The 13,457-nt window shown below is 40.8% G+C and carries 12 protein-coding genes; 3 read left to right on the forward strand and 9 right to left on the reverse strand.

Going from position 1 to position 13,457, the window contains the following annotated elements; translation table 11 throughout:
* Positions 1–13: 13 nt before the first annotated feature.
* The 8 genes from HCN54_RS03315 to HCN54_RS03350 all read right to left on the reverse strand — a co-directional run bounded on the left by HCN54_RS03315 (position 14) and on the right by HCN54_RS03350 (position 8,276).
* Positions 14–418, reverse strand: a complete 405-nt coding sequence (locus HCN54_RS03315; RefSeq protein ID WP_167596521.1) for a hypothetical protein — start codon at positions 416–418, stop codon at positions 14–16.
* Positions 419–484: 66 nt separating this feature from the next.
* On the reverse strand, positions 485–1,942 hold the full coding sequence (locus tag HCN54_RS03320; RefSeq protein WP_167596522.1) for a potassium/proton antiporter: 1,458 nt from the start codon (positions 1,940–1,942) through the stop codon (positions 485–487).
* 54 nt (positions 1,943–1,996) lie between these two features.
* The gene (locus HCN54_RS03325) at positions 1,997–2,509 is read right to left on the reverse strand and encodes a DUF3124 domain-containing protein (protein ID WP_167596523.1); all 513 of its coding nucleotides are present in this window, start codon (positions 2,507–2,509) and stop codon (positions 1,997–1,999) included.
* Between the two features lie 11 nt (positions 2,510–2,520).
* Complete coding sequence (locus HCN54_RS03330) at positions 2,521–3,039, reverse strand: hypothetical protein (protein ID WP_167596524.1); 519 nt, start codon at positions 3,037–3,039, stop codon at positions 2,521–2,523.
* Between the two features lie 2 nt (positions 3,040–3,041).
* Positions 3,042–4,658 carry an FMN-binding glutamate synthase family protein gene (locus HCN54_RS03335; protein ID WP_167596525.1) on the reverse strand — a complete coding sequence of 539 codons (1,617 nt, stop codon included), beginning with the start codon at positions 4,656–4,658 and terminating at the stop codon, positions 3,042–3,044.
* A 332-nt stretch (positions 4,659–4,990) separates the two neighbouring features.
* A complete protein-coding gene (locus HCN54_RS03340; protein ID WP_167596526.1) occupies positions 4,991–6,274 on the reverse strand; it encodes an amidohydrolase in 1,284 nt (427 codons plus the stop codon).
* Positions 6,275–6,284: 10 nt separating this feature from the next.
* Positions 6,285–6,827 (reverse strand): DsrE family protein, encoded by a 543-nt coding sequence (locus tag HCN54_RS03345; protein ID WP_167596527.1) that lies wholly within the window; start codon positions 6,825–6,827, stop codon positions 6,285–6,287.
* Positions 6,828–7,088: 261 nt separating this feature from the next.
* Positions 7,089–8,276: a vWA domain-containing protein gene (locus HCN54_RS03350; RefSeq protein ID WP_167596528.1), complete on the reverse strand. Its 1,188-nt coding sequence runs from the start codon at positions 8,274–8,276 to the stop codon at positions 7,089–7,091.
* 279 nt (positions 8,277–8,555) lie between these two features.
* On the opposite strand from HCN54_RS03350, the gene HCN54_RS03355 reads away from it, so the two are divergent.
* On the forward strand, positions 8,556–10,877 hold the full coding sequence (locus HCN54_RS03355) for an ATP-dependent helicase (RefSeq protein WP_167596529.1): 2,322 nt from the start codon (positions 8,556–8,558) through the stop codon (positions 10,875–10,877).
* 58 nt (positions 10,878–10,935) lie between these two features.
* On the forward strand, positions 10,936–11,403 hold the full coding sequence (locus HCN54_RS03360; RefSeq protein ID WP_167596530.1) for a hypothetical protein: 468 nt from the start codon (positions 10,936–10,938) through the stop codon (positions 11,401–11,403).
* Here the strand turns inward: HCN54_RS03360 and HCN54_RS03365 are convergent.
* Positions 11,400–12,224, reverse strand: a complete 825-nt coding sequence (locus HCN54_RS03365; RefSeq protein ID WP_167596531.1) for a UDP-2,3-diacylglucosamine diphosphatase — start codon at positions 12,222–12,224, stop codon at positions 11,400–11,402. The genes HCN54_RS03360 and HCN54_RS03365 overlap by 4 nt on opposite strands.
* Before the next feature lie 158 nt (positions 12,225–12,382).
* Between HCN54_RS03365 and aroC the strand changes: the two genes are divergently transcribed.
* Positions 12,383–13,447, forward strand: a complete 1,065-nt coding sequence (aroC, locus tag HCN54_RS03370; protein WP_167596532.1) for a chorismate synthase — start codon at positions 12,383–12,385, stop codon at positions 13,445–13,447.
* Positions 13,448–13,457: the final 10 nt, after the last annotated feature.

The raw sequence follows: 13,457 nt of genomic DNA on the forward strand, positions 1-13,457 counted from the left end.
TCTATTTAAAGCGCTAGTTTACAGTAATCGTTTTGGTGATAAATTCTGTTTCTGAAGACTTGAATTTTAAAGTATAGCTTCCTTCGGTTTCCGCTTGAAAAGTATAAGTTGCTGTACGCGTTGGGATATCCATCGTACACATACTGCAGGTTTCATAAATAGCTTCTACTTCAATTGTAATTACGTTGCCATCTTCAGATTCTGTAAAGGCATTAAACTGACCACAGCCATTATTCACCGGGAACGAAACGCTTAGCTCAAGTTCGTCGCCTGCCGCAACTGCTGAATCCCCTGTTACTTCAGAAACATAGGCAGTATTAGTTTCGGTGCAGCTTTCTTCATCGCTTGCTTTTGAGGAAGCGTCACAACCAGAAATAAATAAAAGCGCTGCGAGTAATAAAGTACAGAAGAGTTTCATAAGCTTCGTTTCTTTTTAGATGCCGAAGCTAAACAAAGGTTGCGTGGTGCGTATCTCTATTTTGAATTAATTAACGCATTTAATTACATCGTCTAATCCTTCTTCATCTTCGCTCAAAACTACAAGCGTATCGCCGGCATTGATCACTGTTGAGCCTTTTGGAGTCAGGAATTTATCATTGCGTTTAATCATAGCAATAATCGCATTTTTAGGAAATCCCAAGTCAATGATCTTTGTGTCAGCCGCTTTACAGTGCGGTGAGATCTTGATTTCCCGCATCGCTGTTTTTGGAATTTCAGAAATAAGATGATTCATATTACGCTGTGCTTTGCTTTCTTCGGGCAAGCCTACTTTAAGCCATTTTGCCACCACCGAAAGCGTAGTTCCTTGAATAAGCACCGAAGTCAGTGAGATAAAAAACACAATATTAAAGATCATATTAGCCTTGTCAATTCCGGCGAGAAGGGGATACGTCGCAAATACAATGGGCACAGCCCCGCGCAATCCCACCCAGGAAATATAAAATCTGCGGCGCATTTTCATCTTAAAAAATGCTAGACTGATAAAAACTCCAACAGGTCGCGCGACAAATATGAGGAATAGCGAGATCATTAGACCAATCCCGATATAAGGAATCACTTGCGTAGGAAAGACGAGGAGCCCTAATGTCAGGAACAATACGATCTGCATCAACCAAGCCAATCCATCAAACATTTTTAAAATGGTTTGTTTATGAATTAAATCTTGGTTGCCTAGATAAACCGCACAAATATAAATAGCGAGGAAACCATTACCCCCAATAAATTCAGTTGCTGAAAAGGTAATAAACATTAAAGCGATTACCAAAACAGGATAAAGACCTTCAAAACCTAATTCGATCTTATTGATGATGAGTTTACTGAATTTCCCAAAAAGAAACCCGGCAATTCCACCAATGACCATTTGCTTTAAAAGCATAGGTATAACAGAAATCAAACCTTGATCTTGATTGATCACTAAGGTTAAAAATGCAATGGTTAATACATACGCCATCGGGTCATTACTACCGCTTTCGAGTTCTAGCGTTGGACGCAAATTGGTTTTTAGCGCTAGACTTTTTGATCGCAAAATGGAAAATACCGCAGCAGCATCAGTAGATGATACGATAGAGCCGAGGAGCATACTCTCATAAATGGTAAAATCTGTAACATAATACACAAAGCAGCCTAAGGATACCGCTGTTAATAGCACGCCGGCTGTAGATAATGCCAGGCCTTCCCGTAAAATTGGTTTCACCGAAGACCATTGCGTGTCTAATCCCCCCGAAAATAAAATGAAATTAAGGGAGACAATACCTATAAACTGCGCTATTTGCGGATTGTCAAACTGAATGCCTCCAATTCCATCAGAGCCCGCGATCATCCCGATTCCTAAAAATAAGATCAGCGTAGGCACCCCAAATTTATAGGAGGTTTTACCAACGATAATACTTATTAGGAGTAAAACAGAGCCAACGAAGACAATATTTTCGATGGTTAAATTCATAGGGTATCAGTTTTGGAGATGCGTTTGTTAGCAGGCTAATTTAAGCGGAAGTCATTATTCTATGCGTTTTCCTTCGGTGGTAAAGGAGAGGCCTTGAGTTCCTCGGGTTGAGATCATTATTCCTTCAAAAAGGGGATCAGTAACTATAGTATCATCGAGCCAGTTAAAAATAAAGTTTCCTCCTGTGCCTCCGGTTTTATCGCCTTCTTCAATTATGATTTCTACCGTTTCCAAAGGTTTTAAAACAATAGGGAAATCAAAATAGGTGTGAATGAGTTTTCCGGTGGTGTCATAATAAGCACCTTTAGTTAAATATACAGCCGCGGTCTCGCTAGTATTTCTTAAACTCACGGTTACCGTTAAATCGTGCGTGAGGTGTTCTGAAGTACTATAAATCTCAGAATAAATGCCCAGATAGGTTTTTGCAGGTTTTAGGCTGTCTTGATTAGTTATAGTAGCACGACGTTTTTCCCAATTTATGGGATTGATAGAGCTGCTTTCTTTTTTTTGCTCATCACAACCCACGAGCAAGAAAACAATGGTAATTAGGGAAAGAAGGTAGCGCATAGCATAGTTTTTTAACCGAACAACTCTTGAACTTCAGCCTTAAGATAATCTAAAGCAAGCGAAGTAGGATTCTGTGACTCGTCAAAATTTGTTAAAATATACTCCCGAATATCTTGAGCATTCTGCAACTGCGTATCAGCAAGTGTTTTTCTCAGTTGTTGGATCAAGGTGTTTTTAGCAGATTTAATCGCTGCCCAACATTCGTTAGAAACATAAATCTGCTGCGTTAGATTATGCTCAAATTCTTGCTCAATTGTCGCTGCAAGCAAATCTACATACGCCTTTTTATCCTCGCCGGTGGGTTTTACTCTGATGAGTAATTGCAAAGGTGAGATACGCTCTAAAAATAAGGTGAGCCGCTCATAAGCTTGTAGTCTTATGGGTAAAGCTTCGGTTTGTGCCTCCTTATGCAAAATAAAGCGCCTTCTGTTTTCTTCGTTTTTTAAAAATCCATCAAAAAAGTAATAGGCGAGTATGCCTACAACCACCGCCGGAAGCACCGGTATCAAAATGTCTAAAATATCATTCATAATTAATAGCGTACGTCTTCAAATTGTTTTTGGCCACTTTTTTCAGATTTCACGGTTTCTCTATCGTAATGCCCGCCTAAATACTGGCAGTTTAATAAAGAAGACATACCTTCAAAAGGGACTTCAACTTTATGGTAGGTAAAACAAGCCGCCAGCGTCTGACTCAAGTTTTTATCGCCTAAAGTTAAGTCAACATCTTCAGTTGTCAACTGGCACGGGTGTTCATAACCACAAGCGTGCGTGATCTCAAGCAATTCTTTTCTAAAGTTTTTAAAGTAGAAGTTAGTCCGTACTGCTTTATCTTCGATATTGATTCCTGATTGCAACCACTTATTTTGTGTAGCAACGCCACTAGGGCAGGTATTGTTGTGACATGCTTTTGCCTGAATACAACCTATAGAAAGCATAGCTTCACGAGCCACATTGATCACATCAGCACCCATCGCAAAAGCCATAGCACCTTTTGCCGGAAGTCCTAATTTTCCACTTCCTATAAAAACAATACGATCTGTAAGATGGTGTTTTTTAAAGATCTTATACAGGTCACTAAACGCATACACCCACGGAAGCGAAACGTGATCGGCAAAACTTGGAGGAGCCGCACCGGTACCGCCCTCGCCACCGTCAACCTGAATAAAATCTGGACCTTTATTGGTTTTTACCATCAGCTGAGCCAGCTTTTCCCAATCTTGAAGTTTTCCTATCGCAGCTTTAATTCCAACAGGAAGACCGGTCGCTTCGGCAATTTGTTCTACAAATTCGATTAAGCCTTCAACACCATCAAAAGCCGTGTGAGTCGCAGGTGAGATCACGTCTTTGCCCATAGGCACGTGGCGTATTTCAGAAATTTCCTGTGTGATCTTTGAGGCAGGAAGCACGCCTCCTTTTCCGGGTTTTGCGCCTTGCGAAAGTTTTACTTCAATAGCTTTGATCTCAGGGTTAGCTTCAACAAGAGCGACCATTTTTTCCATGGAAAAATTTCCGTGCTCATCACGAACGCCAAAGTATCCTGTTCCTATTTGATAAACGATATCAGCACCTTTTTTGTGATATGGAGAAAGACCTCCCTCACCGCAGTTATGATACGCATGTGCTAGTTTACACCCGCGATTAAGCGACTCGATAGCTCTGGCGGAAAGTGAACCAAAACTCATTGCAGAAACATTGATCGCCGAAGCTGGGCGATAAGGCTTGCGCCGCTTGTTATAGGCTCCCATCACTTTAGCACACGGCAGAAAATACGGATTCTTAGCATTGGGATGTTCCGGAGGAACTTTAAAGCCCATCATCGCATTGTTGATAAAAATATAGTTGGCTTCATAAATGTTTTGGTCGGTACCAAAACCTTCATAATTGTTTTGGTTTTTTGCCGAAGCATAGATCCAGCCGCGTTCAATACGGTTAAATGGAAGTTCTTCGCGGTTATTGGCCACAATATACTGTCGCAATTCCGGACCTATACTTTCTAGCATATAGCGTATATGGCCTACAATTGGGAAGTTGTGCGTTATAATGTGTTTTTTATTAAAAAAAACATCGCGAATGCCTATGATCACTAAGACGATGAGTATCCAAGCCCACCACGGAATCAGCGCTAAAAAAGTAAAAAAATCGTTCATATCGGGTATCAAAATTCAGGTTTCAAACTTACTATTTCCAAAGGGTTTAACGTGATATAGATTGAAATTTTAAAACTAATTTAGGTTACTGCAACCACCAAAAGGATTAAACCTCTAAGGTTTGATTTGAAATTAAAAATTGGTTTTCAACGAATTCTTCAAGTGTGTCTTGAGATTGTTTACTTGTATCTAAAAAAAAGTGCTTCAACTTTTATATGTTGAAGCACTTTAAAAGGTTTTTATTAGCACCGCCAAAGAGTTATAAGATCGTTAGGTGCGCTCTAAGGTGGTGATTGCTCCATAACCGAAAAACTATGTGTATTCATCTAAAGTTATTGAGCGCTTAGATAATCAATGACCAACTGTGACATGGTTTTTACACCTAATAGCATTCCGTCATCGTCGATCTGGAAATCTGGCGTATGATGTGGATATGCTTCGGTATTTCCCGGAGTCATTCCGCCTAAGAAAAAGAAGAATCCCGGTACTTCTTCTTGAAAATAACTGAAGTCTTCCCCACCAGTTGTGGCTTTAACCAGTTTTACATTTTCTGTTCCTGCCACTCCTTGAAGGGTAGGTAGCATTTGTTCAGTGAGTTCAAGGTCGTTATAGGTGATGGCGGTATTGCTTTGAAATTCAATAGTTGCGCTTCCGCCGTAGGCTTTTGCTAATCCTTCGCTCATTTCGGTCATACGTCTAATGATCAACTCGCGCATATCAGGATCAAGCGTGCGTACCGTACCTATAAGTTCTGCACTTTCAGGAATGATATTAAAACGTACACCGGCAGTAATTTTTCCAACGGTGATCACGGCGGGTTCTACAAGCAAATTAGATTCTCTACTGATGATCGACTGAAAACCATCAACGATCTTTGAGGCAATGTAAATAGGATCAACACCGCCCCAAGGTTGCGAGCCGTGCGTTTGTTTTCCTTTGATATTGACCACAAAACGCTCAACAGCAGCCATCGTCCCACCGGGTTTGTACGCAATGGTTCCTACCGGAGTCGCGCTGTTGATGTGCAATCCAAAAATGGCATCCACATCCGGACTTTTTAAAACGCCTTCTTTGATCATCAGCGCAGCACCGCCTTCTTCTCCCGGAGGCGCTCCTTCTTCAGCCGGCTGAAAAATAAACTTTACGGTCCCGTGAATTTTGTCTTTATTTTGAGCTAAAACTTCGGCAGTACCCATAAGGATCGCAACGTGTGTGTCGTGACCACAGGCGTGCATCACACCGGTTTCAGCACCCATAAAAGTTGTGGTTACTTCACTTTTAAAGGGCAAATCGTTACGTTCGGTAACCGGAAGTGCGTCCATATCTGCGCGAAGAGCAACCACTTTTCCCGGATGGTCGCCTTTCAAAATACCTACAACTCCGGTTTTAGCTACTTCAGTTTGAACCTCAATACCTAAAGACTCTAAATGTTTGGCAACCTTAGCGGCAGTTTCAAATTCACGGTTGCTCAATTCAGGATGTTCGTGAATATCGTGACGCCAGTTGATCACTTTAGGCTCAACCGCTTCAGATGCTGCGATCAAGTCGGGATTTGCAGATTGAGCAAAAGCACTCAACCCTAAAGCGAAGAAAAACAGTGTGTTTAGTTGTTTCATAAGATAGAATTTAGAAGGAAATTAAAGCGTAATCCATATTTTGATACTGTATCAATGCGGTCATAGCCGAAAGCGCAAGCTGCGTTTTTCCCCAGCGCTTTTCAACTGAAATATCGCGCGCACCGGCGGTTTGACCACATAATATTACCGGGATCTTTAGTTTGTGTAATGTATTAAGTAATTCAAGATTGGGATTGTCAACGCCAAATTGTTCTTTGTAGAATTTATTTTTTAGCAGACCAAAAGCAGCGCTTCCGTGGACTACAAGTACCGGCTGAAGTTTTGATTTTTCTATACCGGCGTGGGCGTGCATATTTAAAAAGCGCGCCACAGTGTTGAAATATGGATTGAGCTTTGCGGGATCTTCCGGCGCATTTGCAATATCAAAAACAACTTTATAGTCAGCCTCTGTATCAACAGCCAAGTCGGGTTGCGGAACAGCAAATGTCTCGCCATATCCGTGAATGAGTGGTCCTTCAATCTTTTTCTGAGCTTCAGCGTAAAGAGAAATCAGTAGGAAGAACAGCCCAAAAACAAAACGTTTTAGTTTCATAAAAAAATCTTAACAAAGAATAAATATATTGAAAAGCTCGGGAAGCTAAAACGAATAGGCTACGAATTGTGGTTATGTGAATTTTCTGGTGAAATGATACTATATTGATAATTTACAGCGCGCATCTTTTCACTTTGAATGGATTTAAAATAAAAAGGACGTGTTCTCGATCTAACGAAAATCACGTCCTTTTCCTCTCCAACATCTATTTTTATGGGCGTCACCAGAGGTGTTATTTTCTCAGGTTCGCCACCCTGTAGTTTACTCGGTGTATTTAGTGATCAAACGTACCATCAAATCTTTTAAATATTCTACTTCATATTCCCCAACAGTAGGTTCTAGATGGTCGTTACCCACGCCGCTGTCATTTGTAATAAATACATAAGTCCCGTTAGTCGTAATGCTAAAATTTCGCATCAGGAATTCGGTTTCTTTATTGATGCCACTGGCAACAATAGGAATGATCTTTATTCCTTTTTTTGCAGCTTTTTGAATGGAAGTATGCAAATCGTCTTTGATCTGAGATTCGTTATGCGGTGGCGCATCGAGCAGCAGAAATGCGATTCTACTTTTGGCTGAGGTAGACCATTGCAATTGCTCAACTCCCGTTTTTAAAGCGGTATGTACAGCTTCTGGAAAATCGCCACCACCTTCGGCTTCTTGGTCGCTTATAAAACTTAGCGTGCTTTCGAGATTTGTGGTAAATGCGGACTCTTTAACCACATAAGCATCGCCGGTATCCCGATAAAAAACCGTGCCTGTCGAAATTTGTAAGTTACCATCGCTGCTTTTTACATTTTGAATAACCTGTTTAAGATCATCTTTTAGAAAGTCCATCTCATCACCCATAGAGCCTGTTGCATCCACAATAAAAGCCAGGTCAACTTTAGATTGCACCGGCACACTTGCGTTCAGTTTAATGGTATTTACACCCTGAGCAAAAGCGTGTACCGAAGCAGTTATAGGAGTATTGTTTATGTAAAAGCTGTACGTCGAAGCATCAGCTGTTTTCTGCGTGTTATTTTTAAGATCGATCCATAATTCTGCGGTTCCCTGGTTATCAGTTCGCGCCTCCCAAATGATGTTGTTGCCTTGTCTTACACTGATAGGAATATCAACAGCAGGAAGATTACTCTCATCAGTTATCTTAAAAGAAAATCTGTTTGCGGTGTTAAATTGCCAATCAGAAGTAAAAGCATCGGCTTCTTCTTGGTTGAGTAGATTTTGCCAGAAACTCCAGTTGGCGAGGTCATTCCACTCTCCGGCGGTTACGATACCAGAGTTGTCTTGCGAACCATCACCCACTCCGGAGGATTCTCCGCCAGGCTCAGAAGAGGCTAGACCATCTTCGGTAAAACTGTCTTCAGATTCAGAAAGTGCTCCATCTTCGGTACAGGATATAAAAAGTAAGGAGCAGAAGATGAAAAGAAAAAGGTAATTAGTTTTCATGCTGTCGTTTTTTGATTGATTGTTACTTTGTAGATGCTTTATTTTAAAAAGGTTGCGTCGATTCTAGAAGTTTTTTTTTAATGAACTGATATTCTTTTCAAACCTCTTTAGGAAACAAATACTGCTGAAAAATTCTTGATAACTAACACGGTTGGAATTCTGCTAAAAAAATAAGTTTCCTTAATTTTCGCCCTTTGGCAGATATTGAGATTCTTGCACGCTCGTTTGGAGGTGCACGCTCTCTTTTAAGTCCCATTATTTTAAAAAAATTGAATTGTTTTGGAGGCACTTTTAGCAGGATTAAATGAAGCACAACGCGCACCGGTTTTACAGAAAGAAGGTGCGATGATGGTGATTGCCGGTGCAGGTTCGGGGAAAACCAGAGTACTTACGATGCGTATTGCACACTTGATGCAGCAAGGGGTGGATGCGTTTAATATTTTATCGCTCACGTTTACAAACAAAGCGGCGCGTGAGATGAAAACCCGTATCGGAACTATTGTAGGGAATAGCGAGGCAAAAAACCTGTGGATGGGAACCTTTCACTCGGTTTTTGCAAAAATTCTGCGTATTGAAGGGCATCACCTTGGATTTCCGCCCAATTTTACCATTTATGATTCTCAGGATTCGCAGCGTCTTATTTCTGCGATCATCAAAGAAATGGGACTGGATAAAGATATCTACAAGTACAAGCAAGTGCATAGCCGTATTTCTTCTTTCAAAAACAGTTTGATCACGGTCAAGGCTTATTTTCAAAATCCTGAACTGATGGAAGCCGATGCGATGGCAAAAAAGCCACGCTTGGGTGAGATTTATAAAGAATATGTGGATCGCTGTTTTAAAGCTGGAGCCATGGATTTTGATGATTTATTGCTGCGTACCAATGAATTGTTGGCGCGTTTTCCTGAAGTTTTAGCAAAGTATCAAAAGCGTTTTCAATACATTCTGGTTGATGAGTACCAAGATACGAACCACTCCCAATATCTTATCGTAAAAGCGCTTGCAGATCGTTATCAAAACATCTGTGTGGTAGGAGATGATTCACAGAGTATTTATGCTTTCCGCGGAGCGAATATTAATAACATTCTCAACTTTCAGCGGGATTATGACGATGTAAAAGTCTATCGCCTGGAGCAAAATTATCGTTCTACAAAAAACATCGTAGAGGCGGCAAACTCAGTTATTGAGCACAACCAGACTAAACTGGATAAAGTCGTTTGGACCGCAAATGATAGTGGACCCAAAATCGTTGTGCATCGCTCATTAACAGATGGGGAAGAAGGGCGTTACGTAGCGAGCAACATCTTTGAGACCAAGATGAACCAGCAGCTTAAACACAGCGATTTTGCGATTTTGTACAGAACCAATGCACAATCGCGTGCTATGGAAGACGCCTTACGTAAGCGCGAAATTCCCTATCGTATTTTTGGTGGTTTATCGTTTTATCAACGCAAAGAAATTAAAGATGTGCTGGCGTATCTGCGTATTTTGGTTAATCCTAATGACGAAGAAGCGCTTAAAAGAATTATCAATTATCCCGCTCGAGGAATTGGAGCGACCACTCTTGATCGTCTGACGATCGCTTCTAAACAATACAACCGCTCCATTTTTGAAGTGATGGAAAATATTCAGCATCTGGATATCAATATCAATAACAGTACAAAAAACAAGCTCTATAATTTTGTGAATATGATTCACAGCTTTAAAATTATGAGCGAAAATCAAGATGCTTTTGCAGTTGCAGAAACCGTAGCGCGTAAAACCGGATTATTACAAGAACTCAAAAAAGACGGTACGCCGGAAGGGATCGCACGAATTGAAAATATTGAAGAATTACTCAACGGGATGCGCGATTTTGTGGAAGGACAAAAGGAAATCGCTGATGCCACCGGAAGCTTAACCGAATTCTTAGAAGATGTTGCTTTGGCAACAGATATGGATAAGGAGGTTGATGATGTTGACCGTGTTTCGCTTATGACTATTCACTTGGCAAAAGGACTAGAATTCCCATACGTGTATATCGTTGGAATGGAAGAAGACCTGTTCCCTAGCGGAATGAGTATGAACACGCGTAGCGAACTCGAAGAAGAGCGCCGCCTGTTTTATGTGGCGTTGACGCGTGCAGAAAAACAAGCCTATCTCACCTATACCGAATCGAGATATCGATGGGGAAAACTTATAGATGCAGAACCCAGCCGTTTTATTGAAGAGATCGATGAGCAATATTTAGATATACAAACACCGATGGATACCTATCGCTACAAACCGATGATTGATAGCGATATTTTTGGCGAACCTGATAAGAGTAAATTACGGCTAAAAAAACCGGTAAGCGGGACCCCGCCTACGATGGGTAAACCTTCTGAAGAGCAGTTGCGAAAATTAAGAAAGCTTCGTCCTCAAGCTGCTTCGGCGCCACAAACTGATGAACTCAACGGAAAACTTCAGAAAGGGATGCACGTAGAGCACAGCCGTTTTGGTCGTGGGCAGGTGTTGAATCTAGAAGGAGCAGGACAGGATCAAAAAGCAGAAATTCAATTTCAAACCGGCGGCATCAAAAAGCTCTTACTGCGTTTTGCAAAGCTGAAGATTTTAGATTAATGGACGCAACCATTTTAATCATTTTGTATCTTCAAAGTGAACCTTTTAAACAAAAAAAATGAAATATCTATTCTTTCTCGTGGCTCTACTTCTCACCTTTAGTGCTTGTGATAATATCGATGATACTTTAATTTCTAGTGAAGAAAATCTATTAGGGAGGTGGTTTATGGAGGTATCCAAAGAAGGCGAAATTTTTAGAAGTACACATACATATAGGACAGACGGAACTTACGAAATCTTAAATATTTATCTTAATTCAGATAGAACCGATACTCTCGGTTATAGTTATCTTGAGCAGGGTGATTTCTTAATTGAATTTGATACACTAATTTCTACTCAAGCTAATATTTATACCGGACAACCAAAGCAATATGTGGATGATCTTGGAAATCTAAAATTAGAAGGAAGAATCGAAACCCAAGAGTCGACCATTTTGATTAAAGACAAAAAATTTACTATATACCCTATTTGCGGTCCTTTGGAAAACTGCGTTGAAAAAGTAGTTTATTCCAGATTTGAAGATTAATTAAACATCTTAATCGAAGCCAATAGCGCAACAGGATCGATCTCGGTATTAACCGATTCATCCTCTTGTGTTTCAGGTAGGTTTTGCTTTTCATATTCCATTAAAGACCAGATCCCTTTGTCATATTCCAATGCGGTTAGATTTTCGATCCAATCCCCGCTGTTAAGATACAGGCAATCACCTTGTGGCGTTTGAACCTTGCGCATTTGCGGTTGGTGAATGTGTCCGCAGATCACATAGTCAAATTGGTTCTCGATAGCGAGCTCGGCAGCGGTTTCTTCAAAATCGGTTATAAAGCTTACGGCTTTTTTGACGCTGTTTTTGATCTTTTTAGATAGCGAATATTTCGGTCTTCCTAAGCTTACCAGACACCAATTGATAAAGCTGTTGAGAATGATAAGAAAATCATAGCCCCAACCGCCCAGTTTCGCGATCCACTTGGTGTGCTGTATCGAAGCGTCAAACACATCGCCATGAAAAATCCACGCTTTTTTTCCATCTAAATTCAAAACCAGCTTGTCAAGAATGGAAATATTTCCGAATTCCACCGGACTGAATTTCCGCAGTTTCTCGTCGTGATTTCCTGTGATGTAATAGACTTTGGTTCCCTTGGCAGCCAACGAAATGATCTTTTTGATCACTTGTAAATGCGATTTTGGGAAATACCGTTTTCTAAATTGCCAGATATCGATGATGTCTCCGTTTAAAACCAGCGTTTTAGGTTTTATACTTTGCAGATAACTTACCAGTTCTTTTGCGTGCGCGCCGTAAGTACCCAGATGCACATCAGAAAGAATAACGAGTTCAACTTTTCGTTTCAAAGAATATGATTTTTAACAAATTACATGCATAGGTGTTACGATAGCTTTATGTGATCATTAAATAATTTTAGTCTTTTAAGATTTTTCGTTTCAATTAGCGCATTCTAAGCAAGGCTTTTAGCCAAAAACACATTATTTTCGCCACACAACATTACGTTATGGCAGGGAATACTTTTGGAAAATTATTTACACTTACCACTTATGGAGAATCTCACGGGGAAGCTATTGGTGGTATCATAGATGGGTGTCCGGCAGGGATTGAGATCGATCTGGATCTGGTTTATCGCGATATGGAACGCCGCAAACCGGGACAATCTAAAATTGTAACCCAGCGTAAAGAGCCGGATTCGGTGAATTTCTTTTCAGGGATTTTTGAAGGGAAAACTACGGGAACTCCTATTGGATTTAATATTGTGAATACCAATCAAAAGTCACACGATTACAGCCATATTAAAGATACCTATCGTCCTTCGCACGCCGATTATACTTATGATCAAAAATATGGCGTACGTGATTATCGCGGCGGCGGAAGATCTTCAGCGCGGGAAACTGCGAGCAGAGTAGCGGCAGGAGCGATCGCTAAGCAATTTTTAAAAGACATCAAGATCAATGCGTTTGTTGATTCGGTAGGAGAAATTCATATGTCCACGCCGTATCAGGAACTGGATTTTGATAAGATCGAATCGAATATCGTGCGTTGTCCTGATGAGGCTTTCGCAGAAAAAATGATCGATAAGATCAAAGAAATACGTAAAGCAGGAGATACCATTGGCGGGACCGTGATGTGCGTGATTCAAAATGTGCCTGTTGGTCTCGGCGAACCGGTTTTTGACAAACTGCACGCTGAGCTGGGCAAAGCAATGCTTTCAATCAACGCTGTCAAGGGTTTTGAATACGGAAGCGGTTTTCACGGGGCTTCTATGCTGGGTAGTGAGCACAACGATCTTTTTAATGCAGATGGAAGCACGAAGACCAATCTGAGCGGTGGTATTCAAGGCGGAATCAGTAATGGGATGGATATTTATTTCCGAGTAGCGTTTAAACCGGTTGCGACCATTATGCAAAATCAGCCCACGATTGATAAAGAAGGAAACGCCACCGAAATGCAAGGAAAGGGGCGCCACGATCCGTGTGTTGTACCTCGTGCAGTGCCTATTGTTGAAGCAATGGCAGCATTGGTTCTGGCAGATTATATGCTATTAAATAAAGGCTCAAAGATTTAGCCTTTATTAT

The sequence above is a fragment of the Leeuwenhoekiella sp. ZYFB001 genome, assembly GCF_011784865.1.
GTDB classification, from domain to species: domain Bacteria; phylum Bacteroidota; class Bacteroidia; order Flavobacteriales; family Flavobacteriaceae; genus Leeuwenhoekiella; species Leeuwenhoekiella palythoae.

Bases quoted from the DNA above. Each gene is read 5' to 3' on its own strand.
- HCN54_RS03345 (WP_167596527.1), bottom strand. From the start codon at position 6,827: ATGAAACTAAAACGTTTTGTTTTTGGGCTGTTCTTCCTACTGATTTCT.
- HCN54_RS03325 (WP_167596523.1), bottom strand. From the start codon at position 2,509: ATGCGCTACCTTCTTTCCCTAATTACCATTGTTTTCTTGCTCGTGGGT.
- HCN54_RS03315 (WP_167596521.1), bottom strand. From the start codon at position 418: ATGAAACTCTTCTGTACTTTATTACTCGCAGCGCTTTTATTTATTTCT.
- HCN54_RS03350 (WP_167596528.1), bottom strand. From the start codon at position 8,276: ATGAAAACTAATTACCTTTTTCTTTTCATCTTCTGCTCCTTACTTTTT.
- HCN54_RS03320 (WP_167596522.1), bottom strand. From the start codon at position 1,942: ATGAATTTAACCATCGAAAATATTGTCTTCGTTGGCTCTGTTTTACTC.
- HCN54_RS03330 (WP_167596524.1), bottom strand. From the start codon at position 3,039: ATGAATGATATTTTAGACATTTTGATACCGGTGCTTCCGGCGGTGGTT.
- HCN54_RS03335 (WP_167596525.1), bottom strand. From the start codon at position 4,658: ATGAACGATTTTTTTACTTTTTTAGCGCTGATTCCGTGGTGGGCTTGG.
- HCN54_RS03360 (WP_167596530.1), top strand. From the start codon at position 10,936: ATGAAATATCTATTCTTTCTCGTGGCTCTACTTCTCACCTTTAGTGCT.
- aroC (WP_167596532.1), top strand. From the start codon at position 12,383: ATGGCAGGGAATACTTTTGGAAAATTATTTACACTTACCACTTATGGA.
- HCN54_RS03340 (WP_167596526.1), bottom strand. From the start codon at position 6,274: ATGAAACAACTAAACACACTGTTTTTCTTCGCTTTAGGGTTGAGTGCT.